The following is a 21241-nucleotide window of genomic DNA, read 5'->3' as shown; positions in this document are numbered from 1 at the left end:
TTAAAAAATCCCTATTGCATTGCTAAATAAGTTGTAATGAGTGAAATATCCTGTTGGAAATGGTTAAGCTCAAATTGAGAAGATAGTGATTGATGTGGATGTTGGCTTTGGTAATGTCGACAATACGTTTTATATCTCTCCAACAATTCATCTATCATAGGTGTAGGCACTTCTAAAGCTTTACCAATAGACTGAATAACCGTTGTACGATAATAATCTTCACTAGGCATTCTTGGTATATGTACGACACCCTTTTCGTTTTGATATAACTGTTTGAACGGAACCGCTGAAAAGTCGAAATAGCGACCCTCTTGATCTGGTTGTGAAAATGGATCAATTAATATAGCTGAATATCTCACATAGAGTAGATATTCTTGTTTTACGCTAGGTAAAGATTCAAATTGACTGATATCTGCCTCGTTTAACGTTTCTGGTCTCACTGGATAATTTTCTTTAACCATAAATTTCAAAAGATTGACTGAGGGCACACTTAATTTCTGTAAAATTGCCATCATCTCTTGCCACATCTGACGCATTTCACTAATTAGCGTCATTGTAATTGGTCCTTCTGGAAATAATTTATATACATAAACAGGTACATCTGTACCTTCGAAAATAGCTTTTAATGAAAAATCATTCATAAACAATGGCGGATGTACATATAATGAACTATTACGTATTTCCGCATGTAACGGTGTATTCATCACTGAAAGCTTTATGTTTAATCTCTTAAATAATAGCTGTAATTGATTCATTAATTTTGATGATTGTTTATTCGAACCTACAAATAACTTCGATTTCACTCCTGTTGTAAGTACACGATGAGGTTGGGACGAGTCTATGATTCTTGTATCTCCTAGGTATGTTGAAAATGAAATGATCTCAACATCCTCATTCTTGTCTTTCATTAATTGTTCTATCATCATATGCGAACCGAACGTCGGCGACACTAATATAATATCTTTGATCTTTTGCAATGTATTGGAATCTAATTGACGCAGCATAGAACAATACGCATCAGCAGTACATGCCAAAATAATTGTGTCGTATAGTTGATTCACATGTTGAATGTCTTTATAAAAACGACGAATTCGGAATTCCCCTGCAAATTGACTATGAGCTTCATTTTGCGTTGTAACTTTGAACATACCGTCGTGTTGATAACCGTTATAGACTGCTAACGATTTCTCAGATGTAGTAGCACGACCAACCATATCTATATCTTTAATTGATAATTGATGACAAATTTGTGCTAGTTGTACGCCAACAGGACCACTACCAATAATTAATACGTTAGACATACGGTTTATCCTCTTTCAACAAAGGCTTTTGATATAATGCGATATCAAAAATTTGATTCTCTTGTACTAATCGATAAACACATTGCCAATGATGCGTTAATGTTGGTTGTGAGGGATAATTAAATATCGATTTCAGATCATCGCCATAACGCATAGCTACAACCACGTTATCGTTCGTTAATTCAAATAGTTGGTCTAAGATGTCATATTTAACAGGTATGGTTGAACTAAAAATAATATGTGTCACTTCATTGATATCTGGTATTTGATCTACAGTTTTGTTTGATATTTCAATATTTTCGTTAGGTGCTAATACATTAACGACACGTTGACCTAAGTACATAGCTTCACTATCAACATCGATACCAATAACAGAAGCACCAGTTTCTTTAGCAACTTGTATTAATGTCATTGGATACGCGCCTGATCCAACAAGTAACAATTTATCATCCTTATATATACGCCATTGTCCAAACTCTTCATCAATGCAATGTTCAATGTTGTCAAAGTATCCTGAGGTAGACGTCTTACCGTCTAACAATCGTCTTGCTCTTATCATTTCAACTTGTTTTACACACTGTGCTGTAATGTCTTGTAGTTGTTGCGTGAGTTGATGTTTTCTCTCTTCATCTTGCCAAGCTACAAATTGTTCTTGCTGTGTTGAATCCAATATGAATTGACTATAGCTATCAACCAATGTTTCTAACTTATTAATGTCATTTGGATTCTGAATCACATCTTGATACACCTTTTCAAATTGATTTAAGTATTGTTGTAAAAGATGATCTATCTCTATCTTTGAATTCATCAATTTACTATCGTCTCCTGTTCTATATAAGCTTTTCCTGATGCAACAGTAGATACGCTACCTTTAATTGAAGTACGATATCCATGAGTCGGGCAGTACTTAGATGTTACTGAAATACTGCCACCTGGTTGATATACAATGTAATCAGCACACGGATTTTCACTTTGATAATTATTAAATACACCTATAGTAGCCGCCCCAGAGCCACAGCTATTCTCCCAAATTAAACTTTCCACTTCTGGTATATAAATTAAAGGATGGAGAAATTGGTTTTGAACATGAAACAACATGATGCCAATGGTTTTGTATTGATTGTCCCACTGCTGATTTTTAACATATTGCTCTATTTGGTGTTTAATGGACGGCGAAATCTCTTCTATTGGAATGACATAATGTACATATGAGTCATATGTCACCTTTATCGCTTGCCATACCTGTTGCCCAATATGTAAATATTCCTGTGATACTTGCTGTGCTTGGGGCATGCCAACTTCATATAATTGATAATCATGTATCGTGCAAGGTACTAACTTTTCACATCCAGATACATCGACATAACATTGTTTTGATGTCAGTAGTTTGTGTTCCTTTAAATATTGAATGTAAGACATTGTTGCATTGCCACAAAATTCATTTCCACTCATGACCAAACGAAATGTCTCACCGCTGTCTTGCTTCATAGATTCTATAAAACCTACTTGTTCACAACATACATGTGTAGATGCCATTAGTTGATTGGCAATCCTTGCATAGTCACTTGGACAATGTTGTGAATGTACAAGAATAGTCATATTTCCAGACGGATTATACTTAGAAAATTCAACAACTTGTCGTTGCATATAATACTCCTTTATGTTGTAAATTCTTTTTACATTTATTGATATAAGCCAGTTCTGACCTATATATCCAAAAATGCAAAACAGTTGCACGAAACAAATCGTAATTATTACGATTTAAAGAAGATAATATATGACTAAGATATTATTGTCAATATAACTGATAATAATTTTCATTAAAATTACATACATTTATTAAATTTGTGCCTTTAAATATGGGATTGATACTGATATATTAAACCCATCAAAAATGTCTATTCTATATACAAAAAATCACCTTACTATGTGTCTTAGTAAGGTGATCTTATGCGCGTTTTAATAATTTATTTTATTATTATAGATATGTGTAACATAATAAAAATAGTGCCATTCTAAAAATAATTTCCTTGATACTGATGTATTTTAAATTCTTATTAGGCAAATACTGTGTTAAAAATTTTATCAATAATTAAGGTTAATTCTTTAGGTGATTCTTGTCTGCCACGCTTTACCCAATCTTGTAAAACACCAAAGACTGCATTGCTCATAAAAATAATTAAAAAATATTTTTCTTTAGTCGTTAATGTTTGAGTATTGACGATAGGTATTAACTGTACTTCAATATTTTGCTGTAAATTCTGCTTCATTACTTGATGAATAGTATAAGCACCATTATCTTTTAACAATAATAGGAATAATTCCCCTTCATTAAGCCAAAAGTTCAAAGCATATTCAAAAAATTGAAGACGATGTGTAAAGTGAATGTTCGCTAAGCGTTTCTTTCCTTTCTTCATCATTGCTTGCTGATATTTAAATAAAAAATCATCTTTATCTTTATAATGTTGATAGAAAGTCCCTCTACTAATACCACTTTTAAGACAAATGTCTTTTACAGTAATTTCATTATATGATTTATTTTCTAATAACTTAATTATGCCTTTTTCTATTCTCATTAACGTTTTATATACACGTTTATCAACCACTTGTTCATCCATTTTCTTCATCTCACTAACTTTATTGAACATCTATTTATGATTTGTCTAATACTTTTCAATTAATATACTTTTATATGTAAATCTGATTTATATTGAATATACAGTAATTAGACACAGTGTCAAATAAGGAGGTAAATGAATATGACAAAGCCAATCGCAGCATTAACTGATGCAGTAAAAATATACGATAAACATAAAGTATTAGATCATATTAGCCTTGAAATTCATGAAGGAGAACTATTAGGACTAATTGGTCCAAGTGGTTCAGGTAAGACAACAACAATTAAATGCTTATTAGGTATGGAAAAATTAAATTCTGGTTCAACACAAGTTTTTAATAAAAAAATGCCCCATCGACGTGTATTGAGTCATATTGGTTATATGGGACAAACTGATGCACTATATGAATCATTATCAGCTAAAGAGAATTTAACCTTTTTTGGTCATTTAGCAGAATTAAAAGGTGAACAATTAAAACAGAGTATTGGTAAAAATTTACAATTAGTCAATTTAGAAAATTCACTAACTAAGACTGTTAATACATTCTCCGGTGGTATGAAACGTCGATTATCACTGGCAATTACACTATTAGCTAATCCAAGCCTTATCATACTAGATGAACCGACTGTCGGTATTGATCCTAAGCTGCGACAACAGGTCTGGTCTCAATTAAAAAATTTAACTCATGAAGGTAAAAGTGTCATTGTCACTACACATGTAATGGACGAAGCTGAACGTTGTGACAAAATAGGTCTCATAGTTGAAGGACGACTATTTGCTATAGGAACACCTAATGAATTAAAACAAAAATTCAAAGTCAAAACAATTGAAGAAGTCTTTATAAAAGCAGAGGAGGTTAAACACTAATGAAACTGATGGCTATCATTCAACGTGTCATTATAGAATTACTAAGAGATAAGCGCACATTGGCACTTATGTTCTTAGCACCTTTATTAGTTCTCACACTCATGTATTTTGTATTTAATTCTGATGAAGATACCGATTTGAAAATTGGTGTTGCCGATTCTGTATCAAGCCATGTTACTGATAATATTAAAAATGATGATATTTCTTTTAAACACTTTGATTCAGACAAAAATATTAAATCTAAAATAGAAAACAACGATTTAGATGCCTATATTTATCAAGATAAACATACTTTGCATGTCACATATACAAACGAAGATCCAAGTAAATCAGGTTCAATTAAACAATTATTACATCAGTCAATTCAGAAAAATAAAATGTCTGACGTTAAAAAGATAATCAATTCTATGCCTCAAGCTGCAAAAGGAAAACAATCAGAAGATACTAAAATAGACAATAGCTATTTATATGGAGACAAAGATAGTAACTATTTTGATAAAATGTTCCCAATTTTAATGGGATTCTTTGTATTTTTCTTCGTCTTTCTTATTTCAGGAATTGCACTACTGCGTGAACGTACGACAGGTACTTTAGAACGTGTGTTATCAACTCCTATCAGACGTAGTGAAATTGTCTTTGGTTATCTATTCGGCTACGGTATTTTCGCTATTATACAAACGCTTATCATTGTCCTGTTTTCAATCTATTTATTAAGTATCAACTTAGCAGGTAGTCTGGGGTATGTCTTGCTCATTAATATTTTACTAGCTATTACAGCGTTAGTAATGGGAATATTTATCTCTACATTTGCTAATTCAGAATTTCAAATGGTTCAATTCATACCTATCGTTGCCATCCCACAAGTGTTCTTTTCTGGTATCTTTCCACTAGAAAACATGACACCTTGGTTAAGTAATATTGGCTACTTGTTCCCACTTCGATATGCTGGTGACGCTTTAACAAATATTATGATTAAAGGGCAAGGTTGGTATCATATTTGGTTTGATGTAATGATACTTTGTTTATTTATCATTATTTTCATTCTACTCAATATCATTGGACTCAAACGCTATCGAAAAGTTTAATCATTTAATCTTCATAATAAAGAAGTACTTGATTTCAACTATAATCAAGTACTCTTTTTTATTCTAATCTATTTATTTAACAATGCTTTTACTTCACGGGCAACATGTTCTGGTGATTGTGGGTTTTGGCCAGTAACGATTTGTCCATCAACAACAACATATGGACGAAATGGCAATTTAGCTTTACTATAATGTGCGCCACGACGTTTAATTTCGTCTTCTAATTTAAAAGGAACGACATTTTTACGATTGGCAAGCACTTCTTCTACATTTGAAAATCCAGTCAATTGATGTTGATCAATAATGAAACGGCCTTTACTATTTTTAGCATTTAATAACCCTGCGATGCCATGACATACAGCTGAAACAATACCACCATGATTATAAATTTCATTAATTGCATTTTGTGCATCTTTATTATCAGGAAAATCAAACATCACACCATGACCACCTGTAAAATAAATGGCGTCATATTGTTTAGGGTCCGCTTCAGCAATAGGTTGCGCATACTTCAATAAATTCATAAAGTTCTCATCATATAAATATGATTTAGTCGTTTTATCTAATGTTAGACGTCCAAGACTTACTGGATCGATAGGTGTGTTGCCACCTGTAATGTTGAATAAATCGACTTGGTAGTCATCACTTCTAAATTGATTATAAAAATGTACGAGTTCACTTAACCATAAACCAGTTGGTATTTCAGTACCTTCAAAGACATCAGTACTTGTATTTACTATCATTATTTTTTTCATTGTATCGGCTCCCTATTCTCTATTTATCTTCCATCTTAATAATAATTTTACCTTTAGCTCTACCGCTATTTGAATATTCAATAGCTTGTTGAGTATCTTTAAAATCATATACTCTATCTATAACTGGTTTAATTTGACCTTTTTCAATTAAGTTGCGAATGATTTCAAGCTGTTCGCCGCTAGGTTCCATAAATAAAAATTCATAATTGACATGATGTTTCTTTGCTTTAAGTAATAGTTTTAAAGATGCCAAGCCTAATAGCGTAGTTTTAGCAAATCCAAGTTTCAAACGTCGTCCTAGTTTAGCTGTTGGAATACCTGAAACTGATGCCACTGTACCGCCAGTCTTGAGTACCTCAAATGAATGATTCAAATTATCTCCACCCAATGTATCAAATACACCATCATAGTTTGATATTTCTTTCCAAAAGTTTTGTTCTCTATAATTAATTATTTTATCAGCACCTAATTGTGATACAAGGTCGTATCCTTTAGGACTTGCTGTTGTCGCTACAAATAATCCCATTGCTTTAGCCAATTGAATAGCAAATGTACCTACACCACCTGATCCAGCTTGAATTAATACTTTATCACCTTTTTTAAGTTTCATCATATCATTAAACGCTTGATATGATGTTAGACCAACAAGAGGTACACTCGCTGCTTCTTCAAAAGTTAAATTATTTGGTTTTAAAGCAATATCATGTTCATCAATTGAAATATACTCTGCAAATGTGCCTATTTTCTTTTTCCGTGGACGACCATATACCTCGTCTCCAATTTTAAATTGTTTTACGTTACTACCAACTTCTGTAATGACACCAGAAAAATCATTTCCTAGTATGAGCGGGAATTGATATTTCAATAATATACGTAACTCACCATCTCTAATTTTAAAATCTATAGGATTTATACTTGCTGCTATAATTTTTACTCTTACTTCATTTGGATTCATACTTGGTATCGGCATACGTGTTTCAGTTACAGGGTTATTTCCATATTGATAGATAACCATTGCCCTCATATCTGTTTTCATCTTTATCTCTCCTTTAAATGAATGTTTAATGATGTCTGCTTAATACTTGTTCTAGTTGATCGAGTTGATTCACGAAGTCGATAAGTTCTTGCTCACTAAATTCATTATTTAATCTTGATTTCAAAGTATTAGCAATTTTTGAAGTAACTTCACTAATCAATTTCTCTCCCTCATCAGTTAATGTGATTAATTTAATTCGCTTATTATCAGAAGGTGCTTGCGCTACATAGCCTTTGTCTTGAAGTTTATTTATTCTCTTTGAGGCTGCCGTCTTAAATATATTTTGCTGTGTGGCTAATTCTCCAACAGTCATTGAACCATTAGCTTGTATCATTCTAAGTGCTTCAATTTGTTCTCTTGATAATACATCATCAAGTCCTGTTTCTTTAACCATGTCATCGATTTCTTTATTAATGTGCATCATTACAACATGAAATTGGTTAATGGATTGTTCTAGTTGATTAATATTCATTTTATTGCCCCTATTTCAAAAGTAATTATTTAATAGTACACCGGGTGTACTATTAAATATAAGATATCTTTCTTTATAATTCAAATGATTGATTTGATTAATACTTTTTAGAAATTAAAAACCTCTGATTAGCCGTTCAAAAAGAAGACTATCAGAGGTTTATATGATTATTCTACTTCTTCTGCTAAAGGAATAGAGGCTTGTGCGCCTGATTTTTGTACTGTAAGTGAAGCTGCCCTGTTAGCAAAATCAATGGCTTCAACAAGATTACGTTCTTCCATATTAAATCGACTGACGAAAGCGCCGATAAAAGTATCTCCTGCTGCTGTTGTATCAATGGCTTTTACTTTTTGAGCTGGTACTAATCCAGAATCATTTTCAACGGCATAATATGTACCTTGTTCTCCTAAAGTAATGATGACCACTTTTGCACCTAATCCTAAGAAATAATTCGCATTTTGTGCCATAGACGCTTCATCTGTGACAGGGGTGCCTGATAATATTTCTGCTTCAAATTCATTAGGCACAATCACATCAATTAATTCCAATAATTCTTGTGGTAATTCCTTGGCTGGTGCTGGATTTAAGACTGTCGTTACACCTGCTGCTCTTGCTACTTTGAAAGCTTCAATGATTGCTGGTACCGGTACTTCTAACTGTGCAACAATGAAATCTGCTTGTGTAATTGCCTCTTTAGCACTAACAACATCTTCTGGTGTAATGGCCATATTTGCACCGCCATAGACGTAAATCGTATTTTGACCTTGCGCGTCAACAGTGATAAATGCTTGGCCAGTTGATTCAGTTTCAGATTCTAAAATATAATCTATATTCATACCTGCATCTTTAAAATCGTCGAACATAAATTGCGCTAATCCATCTTTACCTACTTTAGAAATAAATGTCGTATTAGCTTTCATACGTGCTGTTGCAATAGCTTGGTTGGCACCTTTACCGCCACCATAGGATTGTTGTGCTTTTTCCACATGTAATGTTTCCCCTGGTTTGGCATATCGTTCAACTGTTAAAAATTGGTCTACATTTGTAGATCCCAAAATAACGACTTTATTAGTCATAACAACCTCTCCGTTTCAATTAATTAAAATGTTACGTTTGATTCAAGGATGATATTAGAGAATGGTGTAGTTTCACCAGTACGTATATTTCCTTTATTTAATGGATGACTTAAATATGCTTTCATTTCTGAATGTGGAATAAATTCAATTTCCACATCATCATCAATTAAATTTTTAATTTGTTTTAACTGTGTCGCATTATTTGTTTTGATTTCTTCAGCTAAATAAATTTTTTGAATTTTCATTTCTGATAATACTGTTTCTAGTACATCAATAAATTTAGGTAATTCCTTTGTTACTGCTAAATCAATTCTTCTATCATCATTTGGGATAGGCATTCCCGCGTCGTTAACTGTCAGTAAATCATAATGACCAATCGTTGCGATAGCTTTTGATACATGACTATTGAGTAATGCTGTTTTCTTCATCAAAATCTCTCCTCTTTATTATTTGATAAATACTGTTACAGTCGCTGCTACTAAAATAAGTACTAATCCAATGACAGTGACTAACATTTCTTTAGATGTTTTACGTTGGTTTAAGAAGTAAATGCCAGTTAAAGTTGCAAGCACAACAGAAGTTTGAGATAGTACGAAACCTGTTGCTAAACCATTCATATTTGGTTGTGCAGAGATAAGATATGTCAACGCTGCAAATGCAAAGAAGAAACCTGAGATAATTTGCAACCATGTTACTTTCATAGTAAATGGATTACTTTCTTTCATGTTCATCAATCCATAAATAACAGCTACAATCACCATACCGATTGCTTGTGGTAAGAATGCTGCTTTACCACCGATATCTGTCGCTTGTGGTGCTGCTGAATATAACCAATAACCAATTTCACCAATTAATAAAATCACAACTGCTTTTCTTAATAATTTGCTATTTGTTGCTTCTGGATGCTCATCCCAAACTGTCATACGCGCACCAATTAAAATAACAATTAATGCGATAAATCCGATAATTTTATTTGTAACACCAGGCCAGTTACCAAGTGCAAAGACGCCCCATAAAGAAGCACCTAACAATTGAAATGCTGTTGTTACTGGCATTGCACGTGATGATCCTACATATTCAAATGCTTTGAATGTCATGATTTGACCAAAACTCCACCCTGCGCCTGATAACAGTGCAAAGAATAAATCCATACCTGTTGGGAAACTATGACTTGTCGATGCAAAGAACACAATGGCAAAAATTAATGTTCCGACAGTAGCACCTATAATTTGGTTTACTGGTTTACCACCAAATTTTGAAGCGATAGTTGGAAATAGACCCCAACCTATTAGTGGTCCTAAACCAATAAGTATTGCGACTAAATTCATTATTAAACACCTCTATCTATATTTTTTATAATGACCAAATTTTTAGGAAAACGCTTTACTCAAGTATAGCACTATCATGTATAATTGATGAAATATTAAGAGGACAAAAGATCTATTCTGATTTATTGTCATAACTTATTCAAAATATAAAAGGAGCGTATCCTCATTGGAACGCTCCTTTTTTAAATACTATTATTTATTTGAAAATCCTAACAATTTACTTGCATTGTTATATAAGAATTTTTCTTTTTGTTCATTAGATAATTGATCTGTAGATTCAAGCTGATTCGCTAATAATTTAATTACTTCATCAGTTGTATAAGGAGCATCTGCACCATACACAATTTTATCTTCATCCACCATTTCTAATAATGTTGGTAATTGATAAGGTAATACCATACCGGCTAAATCAAAGTATAAGTTTTTCATAACTTGTTCGATATCATCCGGTCCATTTTCAACATTAAACATTTTATTACCTATGCTCACACGTTGTGCGATAACTGGTAACAACGCACCGCTATGTGGCACAATCCATTTAATATTAGGATATTTACTAAACACATTATTTTGACTCATGAAAATAATAGTACGTGTCGTATCAAAGAAAAATTCCATCAATGGTGATAGTATTTTTTCTTTAATTGAATCATTAACTGGTTTAGGTTCATTAGGATGAATTGCTACTAATGCGTGACGTTCATCTAGTTTAGCAAGTATTTTATCTAAACGATCATCACCTAAATAAATACCTCGTGCATTGGTTGGTAATGTAAACCCTAATGCATGTTGGTCATCTAAGGCACGGTCGATCATTTGAATACTCTCTTCTACTAAAGGTAGAGGTAATGATGCGAAGTAGTCTAATTTATCTTGATGCGCTGTTACCATCTCAGCAGCATAGGTATTCGCTTCTTCAGTTAACTCAAGCATTTCTTTATCTGGTGCAGCACTTAAATGTGGGCTTGAAATTGATAATACACTATAATCTATCTCTTCATCTTCCATTAACTTTAAATAACTATCTATTGAAAATGAAGGCGTTGGTACACCGTCACCTTTACCATCAAAATAATCATCTAAAAATTTCACAAATCCTGGTGAAAGATAATGTGAATGTAAGTCTATTTTTTTCATCTTTAATACTCCTTTATTTATATCGTGTCGTTTTGATAAGTTAACCATTGATCTAAACGTTGATAATAATCGTTCAATTGCTCTGGTCGATCAATACCTTGTAATTCATGATTTACACTATAACCAATGTAATTTAGGCAATAACTTAAGCATGCATAACTTGAACGATATGCTTGTAACTGTTCGTCTGGAATAGTAATCGTTGAAGGTACGACAGGTGTAAGACTATCTTTTTCATAGACACATTCCATATTTTGGATATACCAAGTGTCTCCTTCTTTAACTAATCCATACACAATTTTCGCATCTGAATTGAGTTGCATTTGAACATCCTCAATAGGTAATCGTGCTTGGATTGTTGCCTGCATAATTGCAACTGCTCTATGTTGATTAATCCAAATCTGTGAATTATAAATTTGATGCGGTGCATAACGATTCATTTCTTTTGATGATTCTACAAATTCAGCGCCTGACCCTTTAAACCACGAAATATTTACCGTTGAATCTTTTGAAAAACATTGATACATACTGTCCCAAAGACTGTTATCACGACAAAATCTTTCAAATTGAATCAGTTCTAATATATTTTCTTTATCAAGTAATGTTTCGTTCGTAAATGGTTTATTTCTTTCGAATAACATAATCTATCTCCTTTAATTTATAACTAAAGTCTAGTTTTGCTCATTCCAATTAATATGTGGACATCTATCCGTTTATTATGAAAAAGATAAACCTAAATTACAACCAATTTGTAATCGATGCTAAATAATAAAAATAGAGAAACATTGTCCAGGGGTAAACAATGTTTCTCTATTATAGATTTATATTTTTTAAGGGAGATGGGAAAGGGTAATATCCATGGCTATGGTGTTGTGTGAATTATTTTGCGTTATAGCTTGCGCTTGTGATTTGACCTCCGTCAACTATCACATCTTTGTCTTGGAATGGTTCATTGTTAAAGAAACGATTTAAAATATCTTTTGTACCTTCTTCTATACGTTGTTGTGCTTCTAATGTCATACCTGAATAGTGTACAGTCATTGCATTTCTAGGCATATTTCTCCAAGGGTGATCTGCAGGAGCAGGTTGTGGATACCATACGTCGCCAGCATAACCTTGAATGTGTTTAGATTCTAATTGTTTTACTAATGCTTCTGTATCTACAATTTTACCTCTAGCTGTGTTAACTAAATAACTACCTTCTTTCATTTTACTTAACACATCGTTATTAAATAGTGTATCTTTATCTGGTGTAAGTGGTGCATGAATAGTAATTGCATCACTTGTTGATACTAATGTTTCAAAGTCTACAAATTTTGAATGTTCATTATCTTTTTGGTTGATTGGGTCATAATGTTGAATTGTTACGTTAAATGGTGCTAAACGTTCAGCTACTAATTGACCAATTCTACCGAAACCAAAGATACCGATTGTTTTATTTTGTAATTCATGTGCGTCATTACCAACTCTAGAAAGGTTCCATTCACCTTCAACTGATTGTCTATGACCTTCTTCATAATTACGTAGTAAGATTAATAAGTCCATAACAGCATGTTCGGCAACACTTACTGTATTACTACCTGTTACTTCTACAACACCCACATTGTTTTCACTAGCTGCTTTTAAGTCAACATGGTCAGAACCGACACCTGCAGTAATAGCTAATTTTAAGTTTGGTGCTTTTTCAAGACGTTCTTTAGTCATATAAGCTGGATAGAATGGTGCACTAATAACAATATCCATATCTGCTAAGTGTTTATCTAAGTCAGCTTCACCATCAGTTAAGATGACTAATTCATGTCCTTTTTCTTCTAAAAATGGTTTTAAACCAATTGCTTTTTTAGTATTTAAAATTTGATTTTCTTCGCCCTCTACATATTCTGGAAATAATGCTACTATTTTCATAAAATAATACACTCCTATAAAATTTTTTATTTAAAATTTAAATTACTTCTTAATACACAAAAATACCTGCTACTATTTGCACATATCACCCCCTTGAATAATTAATTTTATTCAAGCGTAGTTAGCAAACAGCACCAGGTACCTTACACCAGCACGCTTATTCTATTGATTTATCGAAAACAAATATTGACACTACTTCATCAGCAGCTAAATCAACATCTGTAAATAGTTTTACAAATTTAGCACCGACAAGTTCTTCCATCTCATCAGGATTGACCTCATCATATAGACGCTTTACTTCTTGTGTTCGTGCATGACGTAACATTTCTTCATTACGTTCATCACGCAAGTAAAAGTTTTCAACTTTACTTAATGCACCTGTCATAAAAGCGATTGCCCAATTACCTTTAAAATCGACTTCGATTTTTTCAGGTCCTTTACCGACATGTTCTTTACGATAGGCACGTACAAGATTAGCAAAGGCTTGCTCTTTTTTTCTTTTATCTATTTGACTCACCTTCTTCTAATTAAGAAGCGTTTTCAATTACGTTACAGATACCATTGTAATACTTTTGACAAAATTTTCAAGAGAAATGATCACAATTTAGACACAAATCTAAATATTTCTTTTTTTTTAGTTACATACGTTAGAATTAACAAAACGTTTAGGAGAGATAAAATGACTAAAAAACAAGCACTCGTTATTATAGATATACAAAATGATTACTTCGATGGTGGTAAAAACCCACTTGTTAATCCGGAAGCTGCTGCAGACAAAGCAGTTCAATTGAAAGATGCATTTAAAGAACAACAGTTACCTGTTATTTATATTCAACATATTGATCATACTGAAGGTGCTCCTTTATTTGAAGCAGGTACTAATGGTATTGAAATTCATGAAAAATTCAATGTACAATCTGATGATATTATCATTGAAAAGCAATATCCTAATAGCTTTTTAGGTACAACTCTACAAGACACTTTAAAAGAACAAGGTGTTGAACAACTTGTGATTACAGGTATGATGACACATATGTGTATTGATTCTACAACAAGAGTTGCGGCTGAACTTGGCTATCAGCCTATTCTAGTTGAAGATACAACTGCTACATGTGATTTAGAGTATAATGGCGAAACAGTCGATGCTAAAAATGTTCAAACTGCATATATTTCAGCATTATCAAACTTCGCTTCAGTAACAACAACTTCAGAATTTTTAACTAAATAATAAAGATTTTGCTCTCATATTTGAAATGAGCGATTTATAATCTAATATCTGAATTATAACTAAAGACCTTCTTATTGCATTTTATGTGCAATAAGAAAGTCTTCTTTATTATTAATGATTGCCACCTCAATCAATCTAGATAGGGGAGGGGATAATGCTCTGAAGAAAAGTAGATTTTTAGACCGCCGTTACACTAACTTCAGACAAACCGAACACTTACCTCTAGCCAAATAATCCCTTCATGGCAGTTATATACAAGCATCTTTCCCAATTATCCCCTTTGTCCGCATTAACTAGTCAGTTCATTCTCAACGTTCTTTCCGACTGGCTCCCATTTCAGTACGAACGTAATTGTTAAACCTATTAAAGGTACAAGACCAATAATTAACATGGTTTGATTTAAACCTACAGTTGCTAAAATAATTGGGAATATGAACGTACCTATAATACTACCTGTTCTACTTACTGATTCTACAATTCCTGTCGCTTGTGAACGTAATTGCGTTGGAAATGACATTGCTCCTATCGTTTTACCTTGTGTACCTGGTCTCCCTGCATGTCCAAATAAGAATAGTGCGATTAAACATGAATTAATTATCATAGGCATAACACTATATAATAATCCCGTCATAATCATGACAAAGAGTACAATAGCAAAGCCTATCATTGTGAGTTTACGTGTACCTATCCGATAGGTATATTGTGCTCCTAAATAAGCACCAATAATACCAGCAATATTAACAATTCCAGTCCCAAGTAGCACACCTAGTTTATCTTCACTTATCATATATTTTGCAATTATAGGGATATATAAACCAACCGCATAATACTGCATTCCTTGTAAGGTAGAAATTGCTGTTGCTAGTGTAATTCTTTTTAAGTATGGCGGCTTTAAAAGTCTTTTATATTCAGGTTTAGCTGTGTCTATTTCTTTAACATCTGTTTCATTTTCTACTAATTGAATTTGAACGTCATAATGCTTTTGAGTATATAGTGATGCTTTTTTAAGAGATAAATGATTAACAATCCATGTCGGACTTTCTTTCAAGTATTTCAATCTCATAATGTATAATATGAGGGCAATACCCCCTCCAAATGCAACTGCCATTCTCCATAAGAGTTCTCCAACACCTAATAAGAAAAACATAATGACCACTAATGAAGATATTACAATAGCGATGTACCATACAACTTGCCAGTAATTAACATTACGACCTCTTTGTACTTTATTACTAATTTCTGCAATAAATGTGAAGGCAACTGGACTATCCATACCAATAGCGATTCCCATTAAAAATCGGCTAATTAACAACATAAATAAATTAGGTGATATGGCTGCACATAATGATGTAACGATAAGAATTAAAAGAGAAATAGAAAGGATTCTTTTTCTCCCAAAACGGTGTGCTAAACTCCCTCCAAAAATCGCACCTATCAATGCACCTACAGGTAAAGATGTCATCACAATGGATAACATTGTGGGAGATAAATGAAACTCTTTTGTAATTTGATCAGTCATTGTTCCTAAAATGGTAATATCATATGCATCTAAAAATATCGTTCCCAATACCATTAAAAGTAACATTTTAGAAGTCTGTTGCTTATCAGAATCATCAATAATTCTGTATAAATCTTGCTTAGACTTTACCATTTCCATATTAACCATCCTTTAGATTTTCGTTAGATTAAGCTTAATTAATGATTATTAATTCATTATTAAGTAAAAATAAATATTTATTTAAGCCTTCTTTATTTCGCATATAATATTAATGAATATTTGTTTAATTGATATAAAAAATCGCGCCTATCTTATTAAGGATAGACGCGATACACTCTTAGAATTCTATTCATTTGTTGAAGATTTATTTGAACGAACTTTGTAAACAATGAAGCCAATAATAAAGCCAACCAATGCTGGTAAAATCCATCCCATTCCAATATCGAAGAATGGTAGGTATTTTTCACCTAATGAAATAACGAATTTAGCAAATGATGTTTTTAAAAATGGTTCTGGACTTGCTTTAACTCCGTCAATGAATGAAGCAATCATAGTGAAGAAAATCGTGAATCTATAAACAATAGTTGAGTGGTTAAATAATGGACTAATTAATGTTAATAAAATAATTGTGATCGCTAATGGATAAATGAACATCAATACAGGTGTTGAATACATAATGATTTTCGTTAAACCAACGTTAGCGAATACACATGCTAAAATACTGACTACTGTCGCAAACATTAAGTAGCTACGTTTCGGGAACAACTCAGTAAACGTTTCAGAAAAGGCTGTGATTAATCCAATAGCTGTTTTTAAACATGCCACAATAACAATCAATGATAGGATAATGATGCCGTAATCTCCAAGATAATGTCTCGCGATTTGTGCTAATGCGATACCTCCATTTTCACTCACTTTGAATTTACCGATACTCATTGTACCCATAAACGCAAGTAAGCTATATATGATACCCATTAATACAATACTGATTGTTCCTGACTTAATTGTTTCTTTAGCAATACTATTAGGATTTGTAATACCTAACTTTTTAATCGTTGTTACGATGATAATACCAAATGCTAGTGACGCTAATGCATCTAAAGTATTATAACCATCAATAAATCCTTTGAGCAGTGGGCTCTTACTATAATCCGCACTTACTGGCGCATTAGTTAATCCACCTAATGGATGGATAAAGGCTAAGACAACAACGATACCTAATAAGATTAAAAATACAGGATTTAAAAATTTCCCTATGTAATCTAAAATTTTAGATGGTTTTCTCGCAAAGAACCATGCTAATAAGAAGAAAATAATACTAAAAACTGGTAAATAAATCTTCGCAGCACCTGGTGAGATAAATGGTGAAAATGCAATTTCAAATGATGTCGTTGCTAACCTAGGTAAAGCAAAGAATGGTCCGATTACTAAATATAGACCTATTGTAAATATGTATGCGTACGTTTTACTTACCCTTGAAGTAATTTCAAAAATGCCATTTGTTTTAGACATACCGATTGCTATGATACCTAAAAATGGTAACCCAATGGCTGTAATTAAAAAGCCTAAATTGGCTATAAATACGTTTGATCCTGCTGTTTGTCCTAGATGAATTGGAAATATAATATTCCCTGCACCAAAGAATAAACCAAATAGCATTGATCCGATAAAAATATTCTCTTTTAATGTCAATTTGTTTTTCATCATGTCTGTTTATTCTCCTAGTTATTTTTTGTTCATTATACATTATATTTTGTAAAGGAAAAATGTAAATAACAAGAAAATTTTTAAAAATTAGACAATAATGGTTCATCATTACACATAAATGTATAAAATTACATTTTAATGCACTTAATAATTGATTTTACATATTTAAACAGACCTTTTTCGTATAGCTTTTCAAAACTTTATTATTAGCCGATTTATTCTTCACTGCAGAAATTAGCGATTCATTAAAACTGTTTATGCCTCTATTCTTCTAATTGTTTAATGACTTTAGCTGGTACACCTGCTGCAAGTGAGTTATCAGGTATGTCTTTTGTTACTACTGCACCTGATGCGATAACTACATTATCACCTATCGTAACACCCGGTGTAATAGTTACCTTGCCTCCTATCCAAACATCATTTCCTATATTAACTGGGCTTGCTTGTGCTAAATATTCTCGTCTGCCTTTTGCACTCAAAGGATGATTAACAGTATAAATATCGACGTTTGGACCTATCATGACATGATTTCCTATTGTTACTGGTGCAATATCCAAAATAGTAAGATTATAATTAGTTAATACATCATGCCCTACATGTATATTGCTTCCATTATCGCAATTGAATGTAGCTTGGAAAGAAATGTTATCTCCAGCTGAACCTAATATTTCACGAATTTTCTTTTCCTGTTGTTCTGGATCTGTAGCAGGAATGGCATTAAATTCTTGGCATAATTGCGCGGCTCTTGCTTTACGATCTGCTACTTCTTTATCATCAAAATGATATGGCATACCTTTATCAAGTTTTTCAATTTCTCTCATAGTAATCCGACCCTCTCGTTTCTATATTATTCAATGTGAATTTAACTTAATATATCAATCAATAACTCTGTAATTATGAGTTTTTTAGTGATATTCAAAAAGCTGTAGTCTGCCAATATTTAGCAATCTACAGCTTACCCCTTTTATTACTTTACTTGTTACACTTAAACATTATAAATATTGATCTGCATGTTCTAATCTATAATGTTCAGTGACTTCTTTTTCGTGGTCAAATTCTTTTTGACTTAATTTTTTAATGTTTTCCACTGCGTAGCCTAATTTTTTAGCAAATTCTTCTACTTCATCTTTATTTTTAGCAATAACAAACATAGTTAGAACATTATCGTCGACAATATCTTTATTGTGTTGATAATCTAATTTGAAAAATTTCATAAGAATCTCCCCCCTCTGTTGTGTATATTATATACCCCAAAACATAAATTTATACATGTAAATTGTTATATTTTATGTCTATATTGTTAAAACATTTATTTTGTAAAAATAAACAAATGATTTCCAAACGAATTGTATACTTTTTTAACTTCTATATAGATTTACAACTCGAATTCTGAATTTGAATTTTCAAAAAGATTAAATATTTAATAATAATTATTTGTGGGCGATTTAATTTTTTGAACATTACGTTACAATTGTGAAATGATTTTTTATAGAGATGGTATTTAAATTGTACTAAAGGGGTTAATATACATGAATATTATTTTAGGCGTTGGAACACTTGTCGCCGTGTTAATTATAATGACTTTATTTTTAAAATTTGCACCATACGGTAAGGAAGGCTTACAAGCATTATCAGGTGCAGCTTGTGCGACATTCCTTCCCCAAGCATTCTTAAGCTATGCCATAGGTGGTATCTTACATATTAAATTCTTACAAGACATCGGGGATCTTGCAGGTAGTCTAGGTGGTATCGCAGTGGGTATACTCACATGTATCAATTTAGGCGTATCACCTGTATTCGCTATTATTGTAGGTCTAGTATTAAAAGATTTCAGTTTATTACCAGCGTTTATCGCTGCATATATTGTTGCATTCATCATTAAATTTATTCAAAAGAAAGTACCAGAAGGTTTAGATTTAATCGTAGTTATACTCATTGCACCAGCATTAGTTTATGGACTCGCTTCTATAATCAATCCAGGAGTCACAGCCGTATTAAACCAAATTGCCGGCGCTGTTAACTCAGTTGGCGATAGTAGTCCTTATGCATTAGCAATTATATTAGGTCTTATTATTCCAGTAACAAGTATGACACCATTAAGCTCAATGGTACTTGCAAGTATTTTAGGTCTAACTGGTCTACCAATGGCTATCGGTGCGATTACTTGTACCGGCGCATCATTTGTAAACTTTACGCTATTCAATATTTTAAAAATTGGCGAAAAACCAAATCGTTTCGCCGTCTTTATAGAACCATTGACACAAATTGATTTAATTGTAAAATATGCGTCCGTATTATACGGAACCAACGCTATTATAGGTATGGTCAATGCTTGCATTATCACATTTAGCGGTCTAAAAATAGGCGTAACTGGTATGGCAACGCCTATTGCAGGTGCCATTGTACTATTTGGCTTTAATAATCCAGTATCATCCGCTATAACAATTATTGCCGTAGCAATTACTAGCTTAATACTCGCTTACATTATTGGCACATTAATTAAAAAATTTGATTTAATGCACTTACACATCCCAATGCCTGGTAACAAAAAAGCGAAACATTCATAGAATAAAACCATCTCCCAAAAATGCGGCTAAACTCGCAATTGGGAGATGGTTTTTTATTATTCTTCACTAATTAATTCTTTTGTATATTTTTTTGTTACTGATTTAATAATAATCAATACCATGGCTGTTACTGCTACTATAACCAACGAAGCGCCACCGACATACTTAAAGACTTCCTTACCGTTAGTATAAGCGACTACATCAGATTCAGTAGTTCTCATTTTTGAAGTTATTAATAGATTTATACCATAAGTTAAAGGTAATGCGCTGACCATACTCCACAATATAATGGGAAATATTCCCCAAGTACTTGTATATTTAAATAATGGTAAAAATAAAAGTAAGTATGGTGTAAATATGACAATGATTGTAACTGGAAATACAATTGCCCAAAGTGTTGCTGCTTCTAACATAAAATAAAACGTGAATTCGTAGATACCTATTGAAATAAGGACAACATAAGCCAAACTCAAACAATATTTTACCCAACTGTCTAACTCTATTGCTATGTCCATTATTCTTTTCTTATTTTTACTTATAGAATTGATTAATTCTACAGCTAATAAAATAATTACAAATACAATGAGGGATGTTATAAACCATTCCATAACAGGCGCTTCAAACATATTTCATTTAATCCTTTCTTATAGAAGTCGTTGAT

General features: G+C 32.4%; 23 protein-coding genes. 4 read left to right on the top strand and 19 right to left on the bottom strand.

Annotation, left to right across the window (positions count from 1 at the left end; genetic code table 11):
• Positions 1 to 11 precede the first annotated feature (11 nt).
• The 4 genes from cntM to NSQ15_RS00480 form a co-directional block, all read right to left on the bottom strand.
• Complete coding sequence (gene cntM / locus NSQ15_RS00495; protein WP_017637778.1) at positions 12 to 1301, bottom strand: staphylopine biosynthesis dehydrogenase; 1290 nt, start codon at positions 1299 to 1301, stop codon at positions 12 to 14.
• On the bottom strand, positions 1294 to 2109 hold the full coding sequence (cntL, locus tag NSQ15_RS00490) for a staphylopine biosynthesis enzyme CntL (RefSeq protein WP_217194137.1): 816 nt from the start codon (positions 2107 to 2109) through the stop codon (positions 1294 to 1296). Before cntL ends, cntM begins: the two co-directional genes overlap by 8 nt.
• Complete coding sequence (gene cntK, locus NSQ15_RS00485) at positions 2109 to 2948, bottom strand: histidine racemase CntK (protein WP_070451617.1); 840 nt, start codon at positions 2946 to 2948, stop codon at positions 2109 to 2111. The genes cntL and cntK overlap by 1 nt, the downstream gene beginning before the upstream one ends.
• A gap of 410 nt (positions 2949 to 3358) precedes the next feature.
• A complete protein-coding gene (locus NSQ15_RS00480) occupies positions 3359 to 3919 on the bottom strand; it encodes a TetR/AcrR family transcriptional regulator (RefSeq protein ID WP_082082900.1) in 561 nt (186 codons plus the stop codon).
• A 141-nt stretch (positions 3920 to 4060) separates the two neighbouring features.
• Here NSQ15_RS00480 and NSQ15_RS00475 point away from each other — a divergent pair, with 141 nt between their 5' ends.
• Together NSQ15_RS00475 and NSQ15_RS00470 are read left to right on the top strand one after the other, a co-directional pair.
• On the top strand, positions 4061 to 4786 hold the full coding sequence (locus NSQ15_RS00475) for an ABC transporter ATP-binding protein (RefSeq protein WP_017637782.1): 726 nt from the start codon (positions 4061 to 4063) through the stop codon (positions 4784 to 4786).
• Positions 4786 to 5871 (top strand): ABC transporter permease, encoded by a 1086-nt coding sequence (locus NSQ15_RS00470; RefSeq protein ID WP_070451610.1) that lies wholly within the window; start codon positions 4786 to 4788, stop codon positions 5869 to 5871. The genes NSQ15_RS00475 and NSQ15_RS00470 overlap by 1 nt, the downstream gene beginning before the upstream one ends.
• 68 nt (positions 5872 to 5939) lie before the next feature.
• On the opposite strand, the gene NSQ15_RS00465 is transcribed toward NSQ15_RS00470, so the two are convergent.
• From NSQ15_RS00465 to NSQ15_RS00420, 10 genes are all read right to left on the bottom strand, one after another.
• On the bottom strand, positions 5940 to 6626 hold the full coding sequence (locus NSQ15_RS00465; RefSeq protein WP_070451663.1) for a type 1 glutamine amidotransferase domain-containing protein: 687 nt from the start codon (positions 6624 to 6626) through the stop codon (positions 5940 to 5942).
• A gap of 19 nt (positions 6627 to 6645) precedes the next feature.
• A complete protein-coding gene (locus NSQ15_RS00460) occupies positions 6646 to 7650 on the bottom strand; it encodes an NADP-dependent oxidoreductase (protein WP_070451950.1) in 1005 nt (334 codons plus the stop codon).
• A 37-nt stretch (positions 7651 to 7687) separates the two neighbouring features.
• On the bottom strand, positions 7688 to 8134 hold the full coding sequence (locus tag NSQ15_RS00455; protein ID WP_070451665.1) for a MarR family winged helix-turn-helix transcriptional regulator: 447 nt from the start codon (positions 8132 to 8134) through the stop codon (positions 7688 to 7690).
• 167 nt (positions 8135 to 8301) lie between these two features.
• Positions 8302 to 9210, bottom strand: coding sequence for a ribokinase (gene rbsK, locus NSQ15_RS00450; RefSeq protein WP_046467258.1), 909 nt, complete (start codon positions 9208 to 9210; stop codon positions 8302 to 8304).
• A gap of 23 nt (positions 9211 to 9233) precedes the next feature.
• Positions 9234 to 9638 (bottom strand): D-ribose pyranase, encoded by a 405-nt coding sequence (rbsD, locus tag NSQ15_RS00445; RefSeq protein ID WP_029056702.1) that lies wholly within the window; start codon positions 9636 to 9638, stop codon positions 9234 to 9236.
• 18 nt (positions 9639 to 9656) lie between these two features.
• Positions 9657 to 10538 (bottom strand): ribose/proton symporter RbsU, encoded by an 882-nt coding sequence (gene rbsU, locus NSQ15_RS00440; protein WP_017637789.1) that lies wholly within the window; start codon positions 10536 to 10538, stop codon positions 9657 to 9659.
• Positions 10539 to 10730: 192 nt separating this feature from the next.
• Complete coding sequence (locus NSQ15_RS00435) at positions 10731 to 11675, bottom strand: amidohydrolase family protein (RefSeq protein ID WP_017637790.1); 945 nt, start codon at positions 11673 to 11675, stop codon at positions 10731 to 10733.
• 17 nt (positions 11676 to 11692) lie between these two features.
• Entirely contained in the window at positions 11693 to 12316 is a 624-nt protein-coding gene (locus NSQ15_RS00430; protein WP_046467261.1) for a nuclear transport factor 2 family protein, read from the bottom strand.
• Positions 12317 to 12554: 238 nt separating this feature from the next.
• On the bottom strand, positions 12555 to 13580 hold the full coding sequence (locus tag NSQ15_RS00425) for an NAD-dependent formate dehydrogenase (protein ID WP_340746864.1): 1026 nt from the start codon (positions 13578 to 13580) through the stop codon (positions 12555 to 12557).
• 157 nt (positions 13581 to 13737) lie between these two features.
• A complete protein-coding gene (locus NSQ15_RS00420) occupies positions 13738 to 14097 on the bottom strand; it encodes a DUF2294 domain-containing protein (protein WP_070451668.1) in 360 nt (119 codons plus the stop codon).
• A 162-nt stretch (positions 14098 to 14259) separates the two neighbouring features.
• On the opposite strand from NSQ15_RS00420, the gene NSQ15_RS00415 reads away from it, so the two are divergent.
• On the top strand, positions 14260 to 14808 hold the full coding sequence (locus NSQ15_RS00415; RefSeq protein WP_046467263.1) for a cysteine hydrolase family protein: 549 nt from the start codon (positions 14260 to 14262) through the stop codon (positions 14806 to 14808).
• Positions 14809 to 15097: 289 nt separating this feature from the next.
• On the opposite strand, the gene NSQ15_RS00410 is transcribed toward NSQ15_RS00415, so the two are convergent.
• From NSQ15_RS00410 to NSQ15_RS00395, 4 genes are all read right to left on the bottom strand, one after another.
• Positions 15098 to 16465, bottom strand: coding sequence for an MFS transporter (locus NSQ15_RS00410; protein ID WP_340746863.1), 1368 nt, complete (start codon positions 16463 to 16465; stop codon positions 15098 to 15100).
• A gap of 186 nt (positions 16466 to 16651) precedes the next feature.
• Positions 16652 to 18013 carry a branched-chain amino acid transport system II carrier protein gene (gene brnQ, locus NSQ15_RS00405; RefSeq protein ID WP_046467265.1) on the bottom strand — a complete coding sequence of 454 codons (1362 nt, stop codon included), beginning with the start codon at positions 18011 to 18013 and terminating at the stop codon, positions 16652 to 16654.
• Positions 18014 to 18276: 263 nt separating this feature from the next.
• The gene (locus NSQ15_RS00400; protein ID WP_070451672.1) at positions 18277 to 18834 is read right to left on the bottom strand and encodes a sugar O-acetyltransferase; all 558 of its coding nucleotides are present in this window, start codon (positions 18832 to 18834) and stop codon (positions 18277 to 18279) included.
• A 171-nt stretch (positions 18835 to 19005) separates the two neighbouring features.
• Positions 19006 to 19227, bottom strand: coding sequence for a hypothetical protein (locus NSQ15_RS00395; protein WP_017637798.1), 222 nt, complete (start codon positions 19225 to 19227; stop codon positions 19006 to 19008).
• Positions 19228 to 19542: 315 nt separating this feature from the next.
• Between NSQ15_RS00395 and NSQ15_RS00390 the strand changes: the two genes are divergently transcribed.
• Positions 19543 to 20580 carry a PTS sugar transporter subunit IIC gene (locus tag NSQ15_RS00390; RefSeq protein ID WP_154840843.1) on the top strand — a complete coding sequence of 346 codons (1038 nt, stop codon included), beginning with the start codon at positions 19543 to 19545 and terminating at the stop codon, positions 20578 to 20580.
• A gap of 56 nt (positions 20581 to 20636) precedes the next feature.
• Here the strand turns inward: NSQ15_RS00390 and NSQ15_RS00385 are convergent, their stop codons facing one another.
• Positions 20637 to 21206, bottom strand: a complete 570-nt coding sequence (locus NSQ15_RS00385) for a hypothetical protein (protein ID WP_340746862.1) — start codon at positions 21204 to 21206, stop codon at positions 20637 to 20639.
• Positions 21207 to 21241: the final 35 nt, after the last annotated feature.

The sequence above is a fragment of the Staphylococcus sp. FSL W8-0774 genome, assembly GCF_038006785.1.
In the GTDB taxonomy this organism is placed as follows: Bacteria; Bacillota; Bacilli; order Staphylococcales; family Staphylococcaceae; genus Staphylococcus; species Staphylococcus pasteuri.
This window is presented reverse-complemented; position numbering and strand designations above follow the sequence as displayed.